The organism is Oligella sp. HMSC05A10, from assembly GCF_001808335.1.
Classification (GTDB): domain Bacteria; phylum Pseudomonadota; class Gammaproteobacteria; order Burkholderiales; family Burkholderiaceae_B; genus Oligella; species Oligella urethralis.
In genome coordinates, this window is sequence record NZ_KV792953.1 from 13,638 (window position 1) to 34,370 (window position 20,733).

The 20,733-nt window shown below is 45.3% G+C and carries 17 protein-coding genes; 9 read left to right on the forward strand and 8 right to left on the reverse strand.

Translation table 11 applies throughout. The features are described 5' to 3' along the window. Window positions 1–3: 3 nt before the first annotated feature. From gmk to HMPREF3144_RS09790, 3 genes are all read left to right on the forward strand, one after another. Window positions 4–633 (forward strand): guanylate kinase, encoded by a 630-nt coding sequence (gene gmk, locus HMPREF3144_RS09780; protein WP_070477687.1) that lies wholly within the window; start codon window positions 4–6, stop codon window positions 631–633. 92 nt (window positions 634–725) lie between these two features. Continuing rightward, on the forward strand, window positions 726–932 hold the full coding sequence (gene rpoZ / locus HMPREF3144_RS09785) for a DNA-directed RNA polymerase subunit omega (protein WP_018026050.1): 207 nt from the start codon (window positions 726–728) through the stop codon (window positions 930–932). Window positions 933–994: 62 nt separating this feature from the next. Further along, complete coding sequence (locus HMPREF3144_RS09790; protein WP_070477689.1) at window positions 995–3,301, forward strand: RelA/SpoT family protein; 2,307 nt, start codon at window positions 995–997, stop codon at window positions 3,299–3,301. Window positions 3,302–3,386: 85 nt separating this feature from the next. Here the strand turns inward: HMPREF3144_RS09790 and HMPREF3144_RS09795 are convergent, their stop codons facing one another. The 5 genes from HMPREF3144_RS09795 to HMPREF3144_RS09815 form a co-directional block, all read right to left on the reverse strand. After that, on the reverse strand, window positions 3,387–5,324 hold the full coding sequence (locus HMPREF3144_RS09795) for a SurA N-terminal domain-containing protein (protein ID WP_070477691.1): 1,938 nt from the start codon (window positions 5,322–5,324) through the stop codon (window positions 3,387–3,389). A 103-nt stretch (window positions 5,325–5,427) separates the two neighbouring features. Continuing rightward, entirely contained in the window at window positions 5,428–6,393 is a 966-nt protein-coding gene (locus tag HMPREF3144_RS09800; protein ID WP_048768873.1) for an ABC transporter substrate-binding protein, read from the reverse strand. A 100-nt stretch (window positions 6,394–6,493) separates the two neighbouring features. Then, window positions 6,494–7,048, reverse strand: a complete 555-nt coding sequence (gene greB, locus HMPREF3144_RS09805; RefSeq protein WP_070477693.1) for a transcription elongation factor GreB — start codon at window positions 7,046–7,048, stop codon at window positions 6,494–6,496. 13 nt (window positions 7,049–7,061) lie between these two features. Beyond that, window positions 7,062–7,904 (reverse strand): PHP domain-containing protein, encoded by an 843-nt coding sequence (locus tag HMPREF3144_RS09810; RefSeq protein ID WP_018026045.1) that lies wholly within the window; start codon window positions 7,902–7,904, stop codon window positions 7,062–7,064. 79 nt (window positions 7,905–7,983) lie between these two features. Beyond that, on the reverse strand, window positions 7,984–10,473 hold the full coding sequence (locus HMPREF3144_RS09815) for a DNA internalization-related competence protein ComEC/Rec2 (protein ID WP_070477695.1): 2,490 nt from the start codon (window positions 10,471–10,473) through the stop codon (window positions 7,984–7,986). 154 nt (window positions 10,474–10,627) lie between these two features. Here HMPREF3144_RS09815 and HMPREF3144_RS09820 point away from each other — a divergent pair, with 154 nt between their 5' ends. Together HMPREF3144_RS09820 and phbB are read left to right on the forward strand one after the other, a co-directional pair. Then, the gene (locus tag HMPREF3144_RS09820) at window positions 10,628–11,290 is read left to right on the forward strand and encodes a carbonic anhydrase (protein WP_070477738.1); all 663 of its coding nucleotides are present in this window, start codon (window positions 10,628–10,630) and stop codon (window positions 11,288–11,290) included. A gap of 105 nt (window positions 11,291–11,395) precedes the next feature. Continuing rightward, window positions 11,396–12,145 carry an acetoacetyl-CoA reductase gene (phbB, locus tag HMPREF3144_RS09825; RefSeq protein ID WP_018026042.1) on the forward strand — a complete coding sequence of 250 codons (750 nt, stop codon included), beginning with the start codon at window positions 11,396–11,398 and terminating at the stop codon, window positions 12,143–12,145. A gap of 13 nt (window positions 12,146–12,158) precedes the next feature. Here the strand turns inward: phbB and HMPREF3144_RS09830 are convergent, their stop codons facing one another. From HMPREF3144_RS09830 to HMPREF3144_RS09840, 3 genes are read right to left on the reverse strand one after another with little or no spacing between them, the layout of a single operon-like run. Beyond that, window positions 12,159–12,965, reverse strand: coding sequence for a TatD family hydrolase (locus tag HMPREF3144_RS09830; RefSeq protein WP_070477697.1), 807 nt, complete (start codon window positions 12,963–12,965; stop codon window positions 12,159–12,161). Between the two features lie 24 nt (window positions 12,966–12,989). Continuing rightward, complete coding sequence (locus HMPREF3144_RS09835) at window positions 12,990–13,688, reverse strand: ABC transporter ATP-binding protein (RefSeq protein WP_070477700.1); 699 nt, start codon at window positions 13,686–13,688, stop codon at window positions 12,990–12,992. Continuing rightward, on the reverse strand, window positions 13,681–14,961 hold the full coding sequence (locus HMPREF3144_RS09840; RefSeq protein ID WP_036557664.1) for a lipoprotein-releasing ABC transporter permease subunit: 1,281 nt from the start codon (window positions 14,959–14,961) through the stop codon (window positions 13,681–13,683). The genes HMPREF3144_RS09835 and HMPREF3144_RS09840 overlap by 8 nt, the downstream gene beginning before the upstream one ends. Before the next feature lie 36 nt (window positions 14,962–14,997). Here HMPREF3144_RS09840 and HMPREF3144_RS09845 point away from each other — a divergent pair, with 36 nt between their 5' ends. The 4 genes from HMPREF3144_RS09845 (at window position 14,998) to lysS (ending at window position 20,703) form a co-directional block, all read left to right on the forward strand. Further along, window positions 14,998–16,059, forward strand: a complete 1,062-nt coding sequence (locus HMPREF3144_RS09845; protein WP_244912587.1) for a hypothetical protein — start codon at window positions 14,998–15,000, stop codon at window positions 16,057–16,059. Beyond that, window positions 16,041–17,771, forward strand: a complete 1,731-nt coding sequence (gene recJ, locus HMPREF3144_RS09850) for a single-stranded-DNA-specific exonuclease RecJ (protein WP_070477705.1) — start codon at window positions 16,041–16,043, stop codon at window positions 17,769–17,771. Before HMPREF3144_RS09845 ends, recJ begins: the two co-directional genes overlap by 19 nt. Window positions 17,772–18,051: 280 nt before the next feature. Then, a protein-coding gene (gene prfB / locus HMPREF3144_RS09855) for a peptide chain release factor 2 (protein ID WP_102705923.1) occupies window positions 18,052–19,156 on the forward strand; the annotation gives its coding sequence in 2 pieces (ribosomal slippage) (window positions 18,052–18,132 and window positions 18,134–19,156; 1,104 coding nt in all). A 2-nt stretch (window positions 19,157–19,158) separates the two neighbouring features. Next, window positions 19,159–20,703 (forward strand): lysine--tRNA ligase, encoded by a 1,545-nt coding sequence (gene lysS / locus HMPREF3144_RS09860; RefSeq protein ID WP_070477707.1) that lies wholly within the window; start codon window positions 19,159–19,161, stop codon window positions 20,701–20,703. The last annotated feature ends 30 nt before the right edge of the window (window positions 20,704–20,733 follow it).

Below are 20,733 nucleotides of genomic sequence, written 5' to 3' on the forward strand. Positions count from 1 at the left end.
TCCATGAAAAATTTCCCAGGCAATGTCTTTATGGTTGTGGCACCCAGTGGTGCTGGTAAATCCAGCTTGATCAGTGCACTCTTAAAGGAAGACAGCAATATCGGCTTATCTATCTCCTGCACTACCCGTGCGCCGCGTCCCGGCGAACAGGATAATGTGCATTATAAATTTCTCTCGGTCGAGGAATTTGAAACGCTAAGAGATAGTAATGAACTGCTGGAATGGGCCAAAGTGCACGACAACTACTATGGCACTCCTAAAGCCTATGTCCAGGAGCGTATCGACAAGGGACAAGATATTTTATTGGAAATTGACTGGCAAGGTGCTGCTCAAGTACGTGAGCAATTTCCACAAGTGATTGATATTTTTATCCTGCCACCGTCGATTGAAATTTTAAATGAACGCTTAAATAAGCGTGGCCAAGATAGTCAGGCAGTGATCGAGCGTCGTGTCCTTGCAGCGAGCAAAGAAATAGCGCAAGCTGATAAATGTGAATATGTTATTATTAATGATGACTTTAGTGTGGCGCTACAGCAATTGCAACAAATTGTTGCGGTTGCTCGTCTGCGTTTTGCCAGTCAAGCAAAAAAGCATAGTGAGCTCTTCCAAAGTTATGGAATTTTAGCTCAATAAATAGCCTTCACCAGCTTTTTTATCAGTATATTGAAGCCATCTTTAATGAATGGCTTCAGTTTTTAACCCATTTTCATGAGAATTATTAACATATGGCTCGTATCACCGTTGAAGATAGTTTAGAAAAAATTAATAACCGCTTTGATTTAACCCTAGTAGCAACCTACCGTGCCCGTGAAATTGCACAAGGTCATGAACCGCGTGTCGATGTCAACCGTGACAAACCTACCGTGATTGCTTTGCGCGAAATTGCAGCAGGTAAAACTGGTTTAGAAATGCTTCGCAAAGTGCCGCTTTAATGCTTTATACTGAAAGTAGTGGCATTTGTACTGTGCGTAATGAATTGGAATAATACAAGCTTATGAGTAAAAAAGGCGCAAGCGATTTCTTAAGTCGTTTTAGACGTGGTTCAGCATCACGCGAGGACAAGGCTGTGCCTAAAGCAAAAAACCTTCAAGTTGTGGTACAAAACTACTTATTATTAAATAGCTACGCTAAAGCTAAGTCACAGGACAAGGATCCCGCAAAGGCTGGGATTCTTGATAATCTTTTACAAAAAATCAGTCTTTATCTCTCTGATGAAGATATCGATACCGTTGTCCGTGCTTATCATTTTGCAGATAAAGCACATCTAGGGCAAATGCGTGATAGCGGTCTACCCTATATTACGCACCCGGTAGCCGTGTGTGAGATCTGCGCTGAGTGGAAGCTAGATATTAATGCTTTGGTGGCAGCATTATTGCACGACACCATTGAAGATCAAGACGTCACCAAACAGGAAATTGCTGAAGCCTTTAATAGCGACGTTGCTGAACTCGTTGACGGCCTCACCAAATTAGATAAAATCCGCTTTACATCAAAGGCCGAACAACAGGCTGAGAGTTTTAGAAAAATGCTCCTGGCCATGGCTAAGGATGTACGTGTGATTTTGGTCAAGCTAGCGGATAGATTGCACAATATGCGCACTCTAGGCGGCGTGACACCTGAAAAGGGGCGCCGTGTGGCACGTGAAACCCTAGAAATTTATGCCCCTATTGCTGACCGACTTGGTCTCAATACCTTAGTACGTGAATTCCACAATCTTTGTCTGGCTGCGGCCCACCCTTTCCGCTATCAAGTGCTTGAAAAAGCGATGATGGCAGCCAAGGGTAATCGCCGTGAGGTGTTAACTAAAATCCTCGATACCGTGGTCTCTAGCTTAACAGCCCAAGGCATTGAGGCAGAGGTCAATGGTCGTGAAAAGTCACTCTACAGCGTGCATCGAAAAATGGTCGAGCAAAAGAAAAGTTTTGCGGAAGTCCTGGATTTGCATGGTTTTAGAGTGATTGTTAATACTCTGCCGGAGTGTTATTTAGCGCTCGGTGTATTACACCAGCTCTATCGACCGGTGCCGGGAAAGTTTAAAGACTATATTGCGATCCCTAAAATTAACGGCTATCAGTCATTGCATACGACCCTAATCGGTCCACATGGTAATGCCGTTGAATTTCAAATCCGTACCCGTGATATGCATAATATGGCTGAAAAAGGCTTGGTGTCGCATTGGATCTATAAATCCAAGGGAGCCAATCTTAACGATATTCAGCAGCAAACGCATCAATGGTTACAGTCGCTACTCGATATCCAACAACAAACGCATGACTCAGCGGAGTTCTTGGATTATGTTAAGGTAGATCTTTTCCCCGATGCGGTATTTGTGCTCACACCACGCGGTAAGATTATTTCATTACCGCGCGGTGCGACACCAGTTGACTTTGCTTATGCTATTCACACCGATGTGGGTAATCACGTTGTTTCGGCCGAGATTGATGGTGAAGCAGTTGCCATCAATACACCATTGCACAGCGGCCAAACGGTAAATATCATCACGGCTGAGGACGCCACCCCTAAAACCTCATGGATGGAGTTTGTACGTACTGGACGAGCACGCGCAGAAATCCGTAATTTTTTACGTAAATCAAATTCTAATGACTCCATGCGCTTCGGCGAAAAGCTGTTACATCGAGCGATGGCTGAATTAGGCATTCGCATCCCTGAAGATGAAGACCCGATTTGGTATCGCTTGGCAATTAATGCCGGTGCCAAGAGCATTGATGAAGTATTTCTAGATATTGGTCTGGGCACACGCCTAGCACAGGTGGTAGCACGGCGTTTCTTGATCGACAATCCACTGTTGGCAACCACGGCCGCCGTGCTAGATGAAATGTCAACCGCCTATCGTTCCACCATTTTAATCCAAGGCAAAGAAGGACAAGCTGTTCAATTAGCGCCTTGTTGTATGCCGATCCCCGGCGATCAGATCATGGCTGTATTACGACCTGGTTACGGTATTGTCGTACATACCAATGACTGTCCTACCGCTTTACGATCCAAAGAAAAAGAACCTGAGCGTTGGGTTAAGGTAGCCTGGGATGAGGATCCCTCTAAGCATTTATCGACGCGCTTAGAAATCACTTTGGACAATGAAAAAGGTGCCTTAGGAGCATTAATGATTAAAATTGCCGAGGCGGATTCAAATATTATTAATATCACCACCAAGGACGGTGGTATGAATATTTCTAAGGTTCATGCCACCATTCAAGTCGAGGATCGCGACCACTTAGCCAAAGTGATTCGTAAGCTACGTACCATTCGCGCAGTCCATCGAATCACTCGCATTAAAAACTAATATTGGCCTACAGGCAGTCACTAAAAAGGGGTTGTAACACAAAACGTCACAACCCCTTATTATTAGCTATGCACTGGCATCAGCATCATTCCATGCCCACATCGTTGATGACACGCTCACTTTCGTCAAAAACTTTGACCTTCATATTATTTCTAAGCGTATATAGCATCTGTCTTTGCAGCTCCGTTTGTTGACCAATCAACAATAACTGTTCAATCTGTGCTTTCAAGCCATCGTCAGCTGCTTGGCTTTCTTGTACCGACTCAATTCTAGCCACCACATAGCCCTGAGGGATCCAGAAGGTGGTATAAGACGGTAAATTATCTACCAGCGCCGACATAATCGCATCTAATAAACTTTGTGGTAAATTACCCATTAAGCGGCTAACCGTGATGGGCTCATCAAAATCTGTTAATGAGGTGCTTTGTCCAGAGCTTAGCTTAGCCATTGCTTCCTCTGCAGAGGCCTTTGCTTGAGCCAGACTTTTCTCCGTTTTAACCGCCGTCACCACCTCATTTTTAACCTTATCAAATTCGGGTACATAAGCTGGCGTGTGCTCACTTACTTTAAGCACCACCAATTCGGTGGGTGATAATTCCACTACCCCGGAGGTTGCGCCTTCCTCTAATAAGGCATGACTAAATAAGGTCTCACGCAGTTGCGGGTACTTAGTAAAAATAGCTGTGTCCTCAGTTTGCTCAGCACCAGCCACCATGCCTGCTTGGCCTACCCCTTTTACCGTATGAATGGGCAATTCTAAACGTGTAGAAATATCTTCTAAACTTTGATGCGCATCATTGGCCAATAATACTAACTCACTCGATAACTCAGCAAAGCGGTCGGAAGCCACTTGTAAGCGGACTTCATGAATTAAGTCATCGCGTACATCAGCAAAGGGTTTTGTCACTGCGGCTTCAATGCTATCAAGCTGAATAATATGCAAGGCGTTATCAATACGCAACGGACCATAAATACCGGTTTCTGCGGGGCTAAACGCCAGCTCATCTAACTCCGGAATATCTCCCTTGGCGAGCATACCCAAACGACCGCCCGATTGCTTCGAACCAGCATCATCAGAGTATTGCTTCGCTAACTCAGCAAATTTTGCTGGCTCAGCATCTAATTGTTGCTTGAGCTCAGTTGCTTTTTGCTCAACCTCAGCCACTTGTTCAGGCGTTGCTGCGGTAGGTAGATTTAACTGAATATGATTAATGGAACGACGCTCCGGTGATACGTAGCGCGCTTTATTAGACTCATAATACTGCTCTAATTCGGTATCCGTCGGTTGAGGTACCGCCTTGACCGCCGCCGCTTCATTCAGAATAATATACTGTGCATCCACTGAGGCAGGAACTTTGAGCGACTCTTTATTGTGCTCATACCAGCTTTTTGCTTCAGCTTCTGTCGGCTCATTTTCTGCAAAATATGTTGAGGCCTCAAACAGTCTTAAACGTACCGAGCGCTCTTGTAATAAAGAAGCGAGTACTGCCTTTTCCACCGCTACGGGCACCGATAATGCAGCAGTAACAGGCTCAGTCACCTGCTCCAAGGCCAAACTATAACGCACGCTATTTTGGTACATATTGGCATCAATACCGAGGCGTTGTAAAAAATCACTGTATTTTTGTACACTAAAACGACCCTCATCATGGAACTGAGGATCTGCAGCAATGGCTTGGCGCACCATATCGTCAGTCGCTGAGTAATGCTTAGCCAGCACTTGCTCATGCAGCACACGTGCATTAATCATTTGATCTAAAAAGGCGCGACGATTTTGCGGAACATCTACCTGACTGATATCGAACTGATTGCCACCTTGGATTCTAAGCTGATTTAGACGATCGCGCCATTCCATATTAAATAGCTCGCGGCTAATTTTTTGCTCTTTTACTTGGGCAAGTGTTGCATCATTACTTAGCATGCCTTGATAGTTTGCTACGCCTAAAAACACAAAAGACGGCACCACAAGAATAATGATGAACACCAACATCCACTTCTGATGTTTACGAATAAAATCTAACATTCAATCTATATCCATGAATTGAGTAAATAATTAACCCATCATTTTAAGATGAAAAGCGGATTAATAAAGAAGAATGGCGGCTCGTCATTAAAATAATGCGCTTTTAGTCTCCTTGCATCGCTTGGCTCGTCGTAGTGATAAGTTGGTGCAAGTTATCAAGACCACCTCGCATCAAATACCACCTAGCCGGGTCAAGATAAAGTACCCGCTTATGCACTACCGCATCCATATTGCCTAACACAGGATGCGCTTGAATGATGGCATCCGCTTGCAGCTTTCCTGTACGCATTTGTTGGCGATCCATCACAAGCAACCAATCAGGATTTGCCTCGGCGATGGCTTGTAGTTGTTGCTGATGACGTCGGTAAGCATTTTCAGCTGCCCCTTGCTTACGCTTCTTTGGTGAATGAGCTTGGTGAGCTTTGGCTTGAGCAGCTGGCTCAGGCTTAGCAGTCGGCACGACGCTAAGTCCTAGTACCTCAAAGGCATAAGCCATCACATCGCCGGCTCCTTGACTGATGATTTTTCTATCATTAAAGACCATTAATAAGGCTGCAGTCCGCCCCTGATTGAGTTGATGTAGCTTAGTTAAATCCTCCTCAATTGCTGCCAACTTAGGCTCTACCTCCGCTTCTTTTGAAAAAGCTTTCGCTAGATGTAAATGATGCGATTTAAAATCACTTAAAAACTGCCCCGGCGCCGTTGACAAATAGGCAGCCGGTGCGACTTGATTCAGCTTGCTTAACTTATCCTGAGTGCGGCGACTGGCAAAAATCAAATCAGGCTTAAGACTATTCAAAGCATCATAATCAGGCTCAAACAAGGTACCAACGCTAGGCATTTCCCCATATTTTTGAAATGGCTCACGCTGACGCACATCGGGCATACCAACCACTGGTATTTGCAGATAATGTAAACTGTCAAGTATCGCCAAATCATAACTAACGATGGTTTGAGGGGGTGTAGCCAACTTTACGATACCCTCACTGTGCTTTAATTCAAACGCCGATAAGCGAGTGGGTAGACTAAACAAAAAAGACACTAACAGTACTTTTGCTAACTTAGTCATTGACACTCCTCAATTTAACTTAAGTATGATGAAATAATACAATATTGAGAATCATTATCAACTATCTATCATCAAGAATCAATGTACACGGAGCAAAACCTTAGTGTTCTGGGTAGGTAACCTCAAGGATTTCCAGTTCTTGCATGCCATTAGGGGTTTTAACAAACACCACATCCCCCTCTTTTGCTTTCATTAAGGCACGTGCAACCGGTGATATCCAACTGATTTTTCCGGCTAATGGCTCTGCTTCATCTATCCCGACAATGGTCACCTTGAAAGCCTCATCGTCTTGGTTGATATAGTCGACCGTGGCACCAAAAAACACTTGATCACGATTTGTTTGTAGATGCGTATCCACAACCTCAATGCTTTCAATGCGTTTAGTTAAAAAACGGATGCGTCGATCGATTTCACGCAAGCGCTTTTTACCATAGATATAGTCACCATTTTCCGAACGGTCGCCATTTGAGGCGGCCCAAGAAACGGTATTGACCACAGCGGGACGCTCGTTATTGAGCAAATCCGCTAATTCCTCACGCATTTTATTGTAGCCCTCACGCGTGATATAGTTTTTAACGCCCTGCGGAATTGATGCATCCGCAGTCATTAAGTCATCATCAAGCTCGCTATCTTCTTTTACAAACGCCTTACTCATTATTCAATCCAAATTAATACTGGCGGTACCCAAGATGATGCCAAATGGGTGTTAAGCCACTTGGTAAGGGCGGTAAATGACCTAAATCTAAACGCCCCTCCTTAGGCCCATGGAAATCCGATCCGGCAGAAGCAAAAAAGCCGTATTGTCTGCAAACATCAGCGTATTGATAATACTGATCCGGTGTGTGTGAACCGGTGACAACCTCAACACCCTCTCCGCCCAAGGCCTTAAAAGTACGCCATAACTCCACAAACTGACTGCGACTATACTTATAACGTCCCGGGTGCGCAATCACCGCAACCCCACCAGCCGCCTTCACCCAAGACACGGCTTCGGGTAATGAGGCCCAGGCTGTTCGTACATTGGCTGGCCCATCATCACTCAGATAACGATCAAACACCTCCTGCATGCTTTTACAATGCCCTGCCTGTACTAAATAACGGGCAAAATGAGAACGGCTGATTAAGTCTGGGTTGTCAGCCAAGGCTAAAGCACCTTGGTAGGTGTTTGGAATACCTAAGGCATCGAATTTTTCAGCAATTTTAAATGAGCGACTGTTACGATCCTCACGAATCGCCGCTAAACCCTCATTTAGGGTCTGATTTTCAGGATCAAAGGCTAAGCCCACCATATGTAAGGTACGATCCTGCCACGTCACTGAAATCTCGATCCCCGTGACATAATCCATGCCTAAGGCCTGGGCCGCTTGTTGTGCTTCTGCTTGACCTGCTACTTCATCATGATCAGTGAGACTCCACAAACGTACCCCATTATGGTAGGCACGCTCAGCTACTGCGGCAGGTGCTAAAACACCATCTGAAATGGTAGAGTGGCAATGCAAATCCACTGGCATAAAATGATTATTGTTCAATGAGCTATCCTATAAATTTTAGCGTTGATCTAACAACTTAAGCTTGTTCTATTATAGTCCTTTAATGCCAATAACGCTTTCGTTGCTCTTTTTCTGCTTGATGCAATAGACCCAAGGCACGTGACTGCACCCGGATGGCGCCGCTATCAATGGTGCTGTAAAAAAGACTGCCTGCTTGCTGCCATTGACGGACCACTTGCGGATCAGGGTGATGATAGCGGTTATAATGCCCTGCTTGAGCAATCGCTATCGTCGCTTGGCTATGCTCTACAAAAGCCTTAGAGGAAGAGGTTTTTGAACCATGATGAGCAACCACCATCACATCCACCGGTGGCAAACGCTGTGCCACCAGCAGTTTATTTTCCACACCTTTATCAATATCGCCAGTAAGCAACAACTTATGGTAGCGCCCCTCAACTAATAACACACAGCTCTCTGCATTGGCACTTTTTGCGCTAAGCGGTAAGGTATCCAGGGGCTCAGGCCAAATAAAGCTAAAACGCACCCCATCGTGCTCGAACTGCTGCCCAGCATAACAAGCCTCTGCCTTAAGTGCGGAATTTAATGGACTATAGTCCTTAGCAAATACCTGTTCCTCCTGATTAAGCCACTGATCCACTCGAAAAGAGGCAAACACATGCCCGACTGACACTTGACTAATCAATTCAGAAAAACCACCCACATGATCCAGGTCACTATGCGAGACCACAACATAATCCAGATGTTTAACACCCAAAGCTCTTAAGACCGGTATCGTAATACGATTAGAAGCCTCATGTTCATAGGAGGTACGAGGTCCTAAATCAAATAACCAATGCTTATTTTCGGTACTGATTAAAACTGCACTACCCTGACCGATATCCAACACATGGGCTTGCCATTCCCCTGCCTTTAAAAGCTCCTTAGTACTACCGCTGCCACTAACAATCGGCACAAAAGACAACATCGCAAGCACAGTCCATTTAGATAAACCTACCTTAAGTAACAGCAAGAACGCCATCGAGGCAAACACCACAGCTGCTTTTGAAAGCATTGACACATCTAATAAGGCATAAGGCCAGGCCGCCAGTTTGGCACTGAGTGTCAGCGTTAAGTACAATAAAAAATGCACGGCATCAGCAAGCGCTTGGTTAATAAAGGCTAAGGCATCAAATTGTGAGGTAAAGGCTAGCAGTAAACTTGCGGGCGTGATTACAGTACCGATGATAAAAATAGCGTAGGCATTGGCTATCGGTGAAATCAATGAAATTTGATTAAACAGCAAAGCTAATAAGGGAGCTAAGCCGACAAACACCGCAAGCTGCGCCCGCAGCCATGAGCGTATAGCGAACTGTAATCGTTGCTTGAGATTCTGCCCTTTAGCCACTTCTTTGAGAAGAGTAACTAGCAGCAACATAGCCGCAAAGGAAAGCCAAAAGCCAATACTCATCAATGCCCACGGATCAAGTACTAATATGAATAAGGCCGCGAGACTAAGCACCATTTGAATAGACCATTGCAAAGCAAATAGCCAATTTACAAAAAAAATCAACAGCATAAAAAAGCTGCGCTGTGCTGGCACACCCCAGCCCGCTACTTGACAGTATAAAAAAGCAACAAAGAGAGCAACGATAGCCGCTAAACGCTGTGCTGCCACACGCTCAGCCAACAGTTTTGTAGCCAAGGAGCAACGGCGTAACAACATTAGGCTGAGCAAAGCGGCTAAAGAACTAAGCATCGTAATATGGGTGCCGCTGATTGAAACCAAATGGGTTAATCCAGCCCGATTAAATAGGCGCCAATCCTCTTGCGAAATCGCTGCTTGATCACCCATCACCAAAGCGATCATAACGGCACCATAGCGCTTATCGACTAAGTAACGATTCATTGTCTTACGTAACTCATGGCGCCAGCGCGCTACTTCTATAGACCAACGCCAATCCCCTTGCTCAGCCAGACGTTTGCCTTGCCCCTTAATCGTACCAATCGCACGCTGATTATTCGCAAAGCGATAACTCAGCATATCCCCTTGCCCTGGATTAAAGGCCGCATAAGGTTTTCTTAATAACACCGAAAATTCCCAGATCTCACCCGGTTTAATTTCAGGCATGGGCTCTTGCAGTGGTGGTCTTTGCTGATAAGGTCCACTAAAAGCGCCAAAGGACCAACGCAAATACACCTGCTTAGGAATCCCGCTTGCTGGCCTAGAGCTCAGAACGCGCGCCGCAAACTGTAAATAGCTATCACCGTAGTTCACTAGATCACTGACTTCTACTACCAATTTAGATACTTGATTATCATGCTGGGGCGCCAGTGCATCAGCTAGTCTAGTTTCTGCACGCCACGTGGCATAAGTAAAACTCATTAAAAACAGCAACAAACAGCTCATAAGCAACACTAAGGGCTGCCGTAATTCAGCACGCCAAGTACTAAAAAAAGTAATATACAAGCCACTCACTAAACAAAGGCCAAAGGCCCACAATAAGTTAGTAAGTGCCACCAAACTTGGTAATTGCTGCACTACCACAAAACCACTAAGCGCCGACAAGATCATTAAAAACCAAATTACCATCTTTCCAAACCCTGTCATCCATAGGCTTAGGCTACTGCAACAGCAATTACATAGTTCACCAGCGGCTAAATTTGTCCATTCAAAGCGGCTTTTTTAAAGAGAAATGGTGTGCTGCAGTGTAAAATATAAGGGTATTAACTTAATCTTTTTAACTATGTTTCCCCAACGATTAATTAACGGTTATAACGACTTCCTTAACGGGCGCATGGAAAAGGAGCGCCATCTCTATAAGCAACTCGGTGAGCAGGGACAGGTCCCTGAAATTATGGTCATCAGCTGTGGTGACTCACGCGTAGCACCGGAGATTATTTTCGGCGCTGGACCGGGTGAACTCTTTGTCATTCGTAATATTGCTAATTTAGTGCCCTCAGTCGAGAGCGGTCACTCTAATGCCGACACCCAACATGGCACCTCTGCGGCGGTCGAATACGCAACCAATGCACTGCGTGTACGTCATATTGTGGTCTTAGGTCACGCTAACTGTGGCGGTGTGCGCGCCTATGCGAATAAAATCGCCCCGCTTTCAAAAAGTGATTTTATCGGCAAATGGATGTCGCAAATCAAAGGTGTGGTGGATAAAATCGGTCCACGCCCCGAAGCTGAAGAGGATGAGGTCTCTTGGATTCGTCAAATTGAATTAGGTGTGGTTGAGCATAGTCTTAATAATCTAATGACCTTCCCAACGGTTAAGGAACGTGTAGAAAGCGGTGATTTATTTCTACACGGGGCCTACTTTGGTATCGCCTCCGGTATTTTGTACTATAGAAACCCAAAAAGCGGTGAATTTCTCCCCTGTTTATCCTTTGACGAAGCTTAAATTTCGAACTTTTTTTGTTGCGTTGCAACATTATTTTCATAATAACTTGTTATTATTTAGATAAGTATTAACACGTTATTAATTAACCTTTTTAGGAGAAGTGTTTTGACTAGTGAAACAAAAAGAACAGCTTTGGTTACCGGCGGTATTGGCGGTTTAGGTACTGCTATCGCTCGTTCACTTGCCGATCGCGGTCATCAAGTACTAGTTGCCTACTATGTATCCGACAATCCCACTGAGTGGCTCGCCAAGCAAAAAGAAGACGGCTATGATTTTAAAGCTTATGCTGTTGACGTTGCCGATTTTGAATCTTGTCAGCAAATGGTTGAAAAAATTCATGCGGATGGTTTCAAAATTGATATTTTGGTTAATAACGCCGGTATCACCAAGGATCGTTCATTCCGCAAAATGTCTTATGAAGACTGGGAAGCCGTATTACGTACTAACTTAGATTCAGTATTTAATGTCACTAAGCAAGTCATTGATGATATGCTTGAATCCAAGTGGGGTCGTATTGTGACCATTTCTTCGGTCAATGGTAGCAAGGGTCAGTTTGGTCAAGCTAACTACTCTTCTGCTAAATCCGGTATGTATGGCTTTAGCAAAACCTTAGCCTTAGAGTTTGCGGCTAAAGGCATTACCGTTAACACGGTATCACCGGGTTATATCATGACTGAGATGGTAGCTCAAATGCCTCAAGAGATTGTGAATGAGCAAATCATCCCACAAATCCCGATGCGTCGTTTAGGTAAGCCTGAGGAGATCGGTGAATTAGTCGCCTATATCTGCTCTGAAAGCGCAGGCTTTATGACCGGTGCCAATATCGCTATCAACGGCGGTTTACACATGTACTAATCCAGCACTTGTGTTAAATCAATAACGCTTTGATTTTGGGGAAAGTGTTTAAGACATTTTCCCCTGTTTGTTGATGTATCTCTGCTAAACTCTGCCCTCTAAGCACAGCAAAGGCTTCGGCAATCCCCTTGACCTGAGCAGGTGTATTACGGGCTGTGTGCGACCCCAACCACGCAGGCGCAATATCCGGAGAATCGGTCTCCAGGGCATAATGACTCAAATCATAACGTGTGGCGTGAGCGCGTATTTGTTTGGCACGTTCAAAAGTCATGGCGCCACCAATGCCAAGTAAATAACCTAATTCAATCAGCTGATTAGCTTGCTGCTCACTCCCGTTAAAGGCATGCGCAATGCCTCGTAAATCATCATAACGACGCAAATACTTCAAAATGATATCCTGTGAACGGCGCACATGCAGTAGCACGGGGAAATCATAACGTCGAGCTAACTTTAATTGTTCATTATAAAAATATTCTTGCTTTTGACGCGGCTCACCCTCAGCAATGTTCTTGATAAAAAAATCCAGTCCTATCTCACCGATACCAACAAAACGTGGATCTGACATGGATTCCTTTACCGCATCTGCCAAAAAGTCTAAATCCTCCTCATCACTTTGCTGCACACACATCGGGTGAATACCCAAGGTATAAAAACCACCCTCGAATTGCTGCGCCACTTGTCGTACCACAGCAAAATTTGCCTGCATCACGGCTGGGATAATAATAGCTTTGACACCAGCAGACTGTGCAGATTGAATCACATCCTCGCGGTCAGAGTCAAACAAAGCATCATCTAAATGGCAGTGGCTATCGATCAACATAGGCATCAGAATTTAATATAACTCTTATCTAGCGGCTGATAGCACCCCACGCTCCATCAGGAGTTGACGGTCGGCTAAATCAGCTAATTTCTGATCGTGAGTCACAATAATAAAAGCAGTATTAAAATCTTGACGAATCTGCACTAGCAAATCAAACATATTGGCCGCTGTGCGGCTGTCAAGATTACCAGTAGGTTCATCTGCCAACAAACATAAAGGCTGCGTCACTAAAGCACGTGCTAGGGCCACACGCTGCCTTTCACCACCAGATAATTGGCCGGGGTTATGCAATATGCGCTCTGCTAGGCCCACTTTTTCAAGCACCTCAGCCGCCTGTTCGCGTGCTTCTGAGCGCGGCATCCGGCGTACAATTAAGGGCATGGCGACATTATCCAAGGCTGAGAACTCGGGCAATAAATGATGGAATTGATAGACAAAGCCTAATTTACGATTGCGGATAAGACTACGCTCATGCTCCGATAAATTGTGACTACTTTGGCCGTCAATTAATACCTCACCAGAGCTTGGTTTATCCAATAAGCCAAGAATATGCAATAAGGTACTTTTACCTGAACCAGATGCGCCAACAATGGCTAGCATCTCGCCCAAAGCCACTGAGATATTAACACCACTAAGTATTTGCAACTCTTCCCTACCGTCATGGTAGACCTTGGTCACATCCTTGGCGATAATCACGGCTTGATTAGCTACGGAATTAGTCATGACGTAGCACCTCCGCTGGTTGTAAACGTGAAGCTCGAATACTTGGGTACAGTGTAGCCAATAACGACAGCACCAAAGACACCACAGCCACCACTAAAATATCATGAGGCACCGGCTCGGATGGTAATTGGGTAATAAAGTAAATGCTCGGATCCAAAAATTGCACACCGAACAGCCCTTCAATCGCCGGAATAATCACATCAATATGATAGGCAATCAAACAACCCAACACGACCCCCAAGAAGGTGCCGATAATACCGATTAAGGACCCCTGCACCAAAAAGATTTTTGCGATAGAAAAAGGACTCACACCCAAAGTACGTAAAATCGCAATATCCGACTGCTTATCTTTAACCGCCATCACTAAAGATGACAGTAAATTAAAGGCAGCCACCGCCACAATTAAGGTTAAAATCAAAAACATCATACGCTTCTCAGTTTTAACCGCTGCAAACCAAGTGCGATTATCCTGCGTCCAATCTCTGACGACCAAACCTGCAGGCATAGAAACTAACAGCTCATCGGCCACCGTTTGTGCCTTGAGCATATCCTTAATGCGCAAACGGGCGCCGGCTAAGCCCTTGTCCCTAAATAAAATCGCTGCATCATCCACGCTGATAAAGGCCATGGAGGAGTCGTACTCATAATGATCCGATGAGAAAATGCCGGATACGGTAAATTGGCGCATTCTAGGGGCAAAACCCGATGGGTTAATTGAGCCTTGAGGCGACATTAACAGCACCGTATCCCCCACATAGGCACCCAACATATTAGCCAAATAACGACCGAGCACAATATTAAAAGAGCCTTTTTCTAAGCTTGCCAACTCACCGGCAATCATTTGCTTAGGCAAATCAGAGACCTGATGCTCATTGAGCGGATCAATACCGCGGATTTCTACCCCACGTAAGGTATCGCCTCGGCTCAGCATACCGCTCGACGAAACAAAGGCCGAGGCACCGATAACATGGGGGTTTTGCTGTGCAATAGCAGCAATTTCTTGCCATTTTTCTAAGCCTGTCACTGCATCCACATCTGCTTGAAAGACCTGTATATGGGGAATAACTGATAACATACGATCTCGGACTTGCACTTGGAAGCCATTCATCACCGACATCACGACGATGAGCGCGGCCACACCCAAAGCAATACCGGCCATGGAACTACCGGCTACAAATGACACAAAGCCGTCACGACGCTTACCGCGCCCGCGCGAACGAGTTAAACCGGCATAACGACTACCGATCCATAATTCATATGGTGTTTTGAACACTTTAAACCTTTCTACTGCGTTAACTATTACAATTATATGATGGAAATTATTATTACCGGTGCACTACCACCAAAGCGCATCGCAACTGCGCTTATCAAAGAAATCCCTCAAGACTCGGCCTTTATTAAGCGCTTACAGCAGCATCAGCCGACTCGCTATCAACTTGATAGTGAGCTGATTGGCTGCACCCCAGCGGAATACTATCAGGTGCAACAGCAGGATTTTAACCCCATTGCCGGTCAACGCTATGCGGATGCGTTGCCAAGTTTGGATTATCAGACGCAACGCATTGATGACTATCACGGCATTTACACGCTAGCCCTCTGTAATATACACATAGACTTCCAAAGTACACGCTTGTTCCCAAGTCATGAGCTACAGATAACTAAAGAGCAAAGCTTAGCATTATTTGAAGCGGTCAAATATCTATTTGCTGAGAAAAAAATTAAATTAATTGCAATTCATGCCGATCATTGGGTCATTTCCCTGCCCCAATCCTTTGCCGGCAGTATTGCCACACCAAATCTATTATCGTATAAAGAATTACACGACTATTGGCCTAAAGACGACAAAAATCAGTCCTTACGCCAATTGCTAAACGAAGTGCAAATGCTTTGGCATGAGCATGAGGTCAATCAGCAGCGCAAGGCTCAAGGACTGAAAGAAATTAACAGCCCGTGGCTATACGGCGGTGTACATCCTAAGCAAATTCAGGCGACTCCCTTATCTCCCTATGCCGTGATTACTACCTTAGAGCAAGCCTATCGCAATGAGAATTGGGGCCAATGGCTTGATCTGTTGCCGCAACTTGAAGCGGATATTAACACGGTCCAAAGTGCCCAATACCATCACGCCCGTGCCGCAGCCAAGGCCAAGGCTGATAACCCATTTAATAGTTTAAAACCAGGGCAGGATGAGGCGGATAGCCACGCGCCAATTATTTATCGAGGACCCGTTACTGCGGTTCCCAAAAGCAGCCGGTTTTTATTGGCCGGCTACGATCAGTTAATCAAGCTTCAACCATTGAGCCTCTGGCAACGCACAGTCAATACCTTTAAACAATCAAATCATTGGAAATCATGGTGGCATCAGTCATAATCAAAGAGCGTCAAGGCTCAACAGCACATAGTCAAGCACTTGAGGCGAGCGGCCTACACCCCCTACTCGCCCGTTTATATGCAGCGCGCGGTGTACAATCCGCAAGCCAAACCGACTACCGTTGGAATCAATTAATCCATCCCCAGCAACTGAGCCAAAACCAAAAAGCGGCACAGTTGATTGCTGATGCCATTGAACAAAATAAGCGCCTCTTGATTGTCGCTGATTACGATTGTGACGGTGCCACTGCCTGCGCAGTAGCAATCTGTGGGCTTAAAGCTATGGGCGCTACGGTCGACTTCATGGTACCCAATCGCTTTGAGACGGGTTATGGTCTATCACGTGAAGTCATTGATCTGATTTTGGCACGTTACGATGAGCTACCTGACATGATTATTACCGTGGACAATGGCATTGCCAGTGTCGATGGCGTGAATTATGCCCAAGCACAAGGCATTGATGTGATTGTGACGGATCACCACCTACCCGGGGATGAATTGCCCGCTGCCTTAGCCATTGTTAATCCTAACCAAGCGGATTGCCATTTTCCATCAAAAAACCTGGCCGGCGTGGGGGTGATGTACTACTTACTCATGGCGTTGCGGGCCGAATTAAAGCAGCGTGGTCATTTTGATGCAACTAATCAGCCCCGTTTAGACAGCTTAGCGGATTTAGTGGCCCTCGGTACAGTGGCTGACGTGGTCAAGCTAGATGCAAATAATCGTATTCTAGTAAGCCAAGGTCTTGAACGCATGCGCAGAGGACTGATGCGCCCCGGCATACGAGCCCTGTTTGAGGTATCTGGTACCAGTTATCATCAAGCCAGTGCCAGTGATTTAGGCTTTAGAATCGGTCCTCGAATTAATGCCGCTGGACGTCTAGCCGATATGAGCATTGGTATTCGTTGCTTAATCACCGAAGATGAAGCAGAAGCGATGCAACTAGCTCAGGCACTCGATAAAATCAACCAAGAGCGTCGCCATATCGAACAGGAAATGAATGAGCAGGCCTTGGAATCATTAGCCCAAGAAGAGGAGCAAAATGCTACCCCCTTAGCCTCCATTGCTGTTTATAAGGAGGATTGGCATCAGGGTGTGGTTGGCATCGTTGCCTCACGCCTTAAAGAAAAGTTTTGGCGCCCGGTAATCGCCTTTGCACCAGCCGATAATGGTGAGCTGCGTGGCTCTGGACGCTCTATTCCAGAGATACACCTAAGAGATGTATTAGATTTGGTTTCTAAACGTCATCCTGAGATGATTTTAAAATTTGGTGGTCATGCCATGGCAGCCGGTTTAAGTATTCGCCAAGAAGACTTTGAGGCTTTTAAGCTCGCCTTACACGAAGCCATTATCACGATGAGCGGTAAAAGCAGCTTTGCCTCTGTGATTGAAACCGATGGTCCGCTTGCTACTGAACATGCGAGCAGCCGGGTGGCCACTTTACTAGATCAACAAGTATGGGGTGCCGGTTTTCCGCCGCCCTGCTTTAATGATGTATTTATCGTGCGTTCCCAACGCATCCTCAAAGATAAGCATTTAAAGCTACGACTGGAAAAAGATCAGGTGCTATATGACGCCATTTGGTTTAATCATACAGAACTACTACCAGAGATGGCACGTGTGGTTTATGAGCTGAAAGCCAATGAATGGAATGGGCAAGTCAATGTACAATTACTGATACAACATGCAGAAGCTTACACGGCGGTTCAGTGATTAGCTTTTGTGCCTATCGATCTTGATTCAAATGGATATGAATACCTTGACTAAAGCATTACTGCTAGGACTGCTAAGTACGCTCCTTGCTTGCGCTCACCCAAATCCTCGCGGCGCAATTGATGAGATGGTAGGTACAGTAGGTGGCGCTTATAGAAACATCTCTAACCCACCAAGTCCTTAGCATTTAAACCTTTCTACTTTGCCCAAAAAGCTGCTAAACCCTGTAAAATATAGGGTTTAGAAGAGATAATATATTTTACACTTAAAGGAATAATCCATGGAAGCCGAAAAGCAAAATAGTTTGGCTGCTGAAATTGATGATTTAATCGAACGAGAAGCCGGTTTACGGGGGTATCTTTGACTACGAAGGTAAGTGGCAACGCTTACAAGTGGTTAATTTAGAGCTTGAAAATCCCGAACTTTGGAATGAGCCAGAAAAAGCTCAAGCTATCAGCAAGGAGAAAAAGAGCCTAGATGATGTAGTGTTAGTACTAGACAAGCTTAAAGTCAATTTGCAGGATAGCCAAGAGTTACTTGATTTGATTATTGATGAAAATGATGAGGAAGCCTTTGCTGCCCTTGAGAAAAGCGTGGCTGGCTACGCCAAAATCATTGAAGATTTTGAGTTCAGAAGGATGTTCTCTAATCCCGCTGATCCCTTAAACTGTTTTTTAGACATTCAGGCCGGTGCCGGCGGTACCGAAGCCCAGGATTGGGCATCGATGCTATTAAGACAGTATTTGCGCTATTGTGAGCATAAGGATTTTAAAGCCGAGGTACTCGAAGAGTCCGATGGTGACGTGGCCGGTATTAAATCCGCCACACTTAAAATTGAGGGTGACTATGCTTACGGTTTTTTAAGAACTGAAACCGGGGTTCATCGTTTGGTACGTAAAAGCCCTTTTGATTCGGCTCAGGGCAGACATACATCATTTGCCAGCATTTATGTTTATCCGGAAATTGACGACTCAATTGAGGTTGAAATTAACCCTGCCGACTTACGTATCGACACCTTTCGCGCCAGTGGAGCTGGTGGCCAACACGTGAACCGTACCGACTCAGCTGTGCGTATTACGCACAATCCTACGGGTATTGTGGTGCAGTGCCAAAACGACCGTTCTCAACATCGTAATAAAGCCGAAGCCATGTCCATGTTGCGTTCTAAGCTTTATGAGTATGAAATGCGCAAGCGTCAAAGTGAACTACAAGCCGTCGAAGATGCTAAAAGTGATGTAGGCTGGGGTAATCAGATTCGTTCTTACGTACTGGATCAAAGTCGCATCAAGGACTTGCGCACTGGAGTTGAAGTTTCAAATACACAAAAGGTGCTGGATGGGGATTTAGACCCCTTTATTGAGGCCAGCTTAAAACAAGGAATTTAAATATGTCAGAACAAGAAAATAGCACAGCCACTGCTGAAGGCCAACTTGATGAGAACCGTTTAATTGCCGAACGTCGTCAAAAGTTAGCCGAGTTACGTCAGCAGGGACAAGCCTACCCTAATGATTTCGTACCCGCAGACCATGCTGCTGATTTACACGCTAAATATGATGATTTAGAAAAAGAAGTGCTTGACCCCCAAGCTAATCCAGCTAAGGTTGCCGGCCGTATGATGCTAAAGCGCGTTATGGGTAAAGCGAGCTTTGCAACTCTCCAAGATAGTAGCGGTCGCATCCAGATTTACTTAGATAAAAAAGCCATTGGCGAGGAGGCCTACGAGGCCTTTAAGCACATGGATATTGGTGATATTTTAGCGGTTGAAGGACGCGTGTTTAAAACTAATCGCGGTGAATTATCCATTCATGCTAATCGCTTGCGTCTGATTTCAAAGTCCTTGCGCCCACTACCAGATAAATTCCACGGTTTGTCCGATCAAGAAATTCGTTATCGTCAGCGCTATGTCGATCTGATTATGAACGAGCAAACACGTCAGACTTTCCGCACCCGCAGTAAAGCGCTCAATAACCTACGTCAGATCATGGCGGAGCATCACTTTATGGAAGTGGAAACGCCAATGCTACACCCGATTCCTGGGGGCGCTGCGGCCAAACCCTTTATTACCCACCACAATGCCTTAGACATGGATATGTACTTACGCATTGCACCAGAGCTTTATTTAAAGCGTCTGATCGTGGGTGGCTTTGAACGTGTGTTTGAACTTAATCGTAACTTCCGTAATGAGGGGGTCAGCCCGCGCCATAATCCGGAATTTACCATGATGGAGTTCTATGCTGCTTACCGTGATTATCGCTGGGTGATGGATTTTACCGAATTTGTGATTCGCGAGGTTGCGCAACGCACCCTAGGCACGCAGGAGCTAAGCTATCAAGGTCAAGCACTGGATTTATCCAAGCCATTTGAGCGGCTAACTATTATCCAAGCCATTTTAAAGCATGCGCCAGAATACACTGAAGCCCAATTACAAGACGTCGACTTTGTACGCAATGAATTAAGAAAGTTGTTAGGCTCAGAAGTGGATGGCCCGGTATTAAGTCGTGCTGGCTTAGGTGCTTTACAGTTGGCGCTTTTTGAAGAAACGGCAGAGAGTAAACTATGGCATCCTACCTTTATCATTGACTACCCGGCTGAGGTATCCCCACTATCACGTGCTTCGGATGATAATCCTGACATTACTGAGCGTTTTGAGCTCTTTATTACAGGTCGTGAAATCGCCAATGGTTTCTCGGAGTTAAACGACCCTGAAGATCAAGCACAACGCTTCCTAGCACAGGTTGAAGCAAAGGATGCGGGTGATGAAGAAGCCATGTTCTACGATGCTGATTATATTCGTGCCTTAGAATATGGTATGGCACCCACCGGTGGTTGTGGTATCGGGATTGACCGCTTAATTATGCTTTTAAGCGATAGCGCCAGCATCCGTGATGTACTCTTCTTCCCACATCTACGTAAAGTGGAAGATAATAAGTAGCTTGTCATTTTGACTAAAACGCAAAGCCGA

Excerpts from the sequence above, each read along its gene's own strand:
- gmk (WP_070477687.1), top strand. The coding sequence starts at position 4 with ATGAAAAATTTCCCAGGCAATGTCTTTATGGTTGTGGCACCCAGTGGT.
- rpoZ (WP_018026050.1), top strand. The coding sequence starts at position 726 with ATGGCTCGTATCACCGTTGAAGATAGTTTAGAAAAAATTAATAACCGC.
- HMPREF3144_RS09790 (WP_070477689.1), top strand. The coding sequence starts at position 995 with ATGAGTAAAAAAGGCGCAAGCGATTTCTTAAGTCGTTTTAGACGTGGT.
- HMPREF3144_RS09795 (WP_070477691.1), bottom strand. The coding sequence starts at position 5,324 with ATGTTAGATTTTATTCGTAAACATCAGAAGTGGATGTTGGTGTTCATC.
- HMPREF3144_RS09800 (WP_048768873.1), bottom strand. The coding sequence starts at position 6,393 with ATGACTAAGTTAGCAAAAGTACTGTTAGTGTCTTTTTTGTTTAGTCTA.
- greB (WP_070477693.1), bottom strand. The coding sequence starts at position 7,048 with ATGAGTAAGGCGTTTGTAAAAGAAGATAGCGAGCTTGATGATGACTTA.
- HMPREF3144_RS09810 (WP_018026045.1), bottom strand. The coding sequence starts at position 7,904 with ATGCCAGTGGATTTGCATTGCCACTCTACCATTTCAGATGGTGTTTTA.
- HMPREF3144_RS09815 (WP_070477695.1), bottom strand. The coding sequence starts at position 10,473 with ATGGTAATTTGGTTTTTAATGATCTTGTCGGCGCTTAGTGGTTTTGTG.
- HMPREF3144_RS09820 (WP_070477738.1), top strand. The coding sequence starts at position 10,628 with ATGTTTCCCCAACGATTAATTAACGGTTATAACGACTTCCTTAACGGG.
- HMPREF3144_RS09830 (WP_070477697.1), bottom strand. The coding sequence starts at position 12,965 with ATGTTGATCGATAGCCACTGCCATTTAGATGATGCTTTGTTTGACTCT.
- HMPREF3144_RS09835 (WP_070477700.1), bottom strand. The coding sequence starts at position 13,688 with ATGACTAATTCCGTAGCTAATCAAGCCGTGATTATCGCCAAGGATGTG.
- HMPREF3144_RS09845 (WP_244912587.1), top strand. The coding sequence starts at position 14,998 with ATGATGGAAATTATTATTACCGGTGCACTACCACCAAAGCGCATCGCA.
- recJ (WP_070477705.1), top strand. The coding sequence starts at position 16,041 with ATGGTGGCATCAGTCATAATCAAAGAGCGTCAAGGCTCAACAGCACAT.
- lysS (WP_070477707.1), top strand. The coding sequence starts at position 19,159 with ATGTCAGAACAAGAAAATAGCACAGCCACTGCTGAAGGCCAACTTGAT.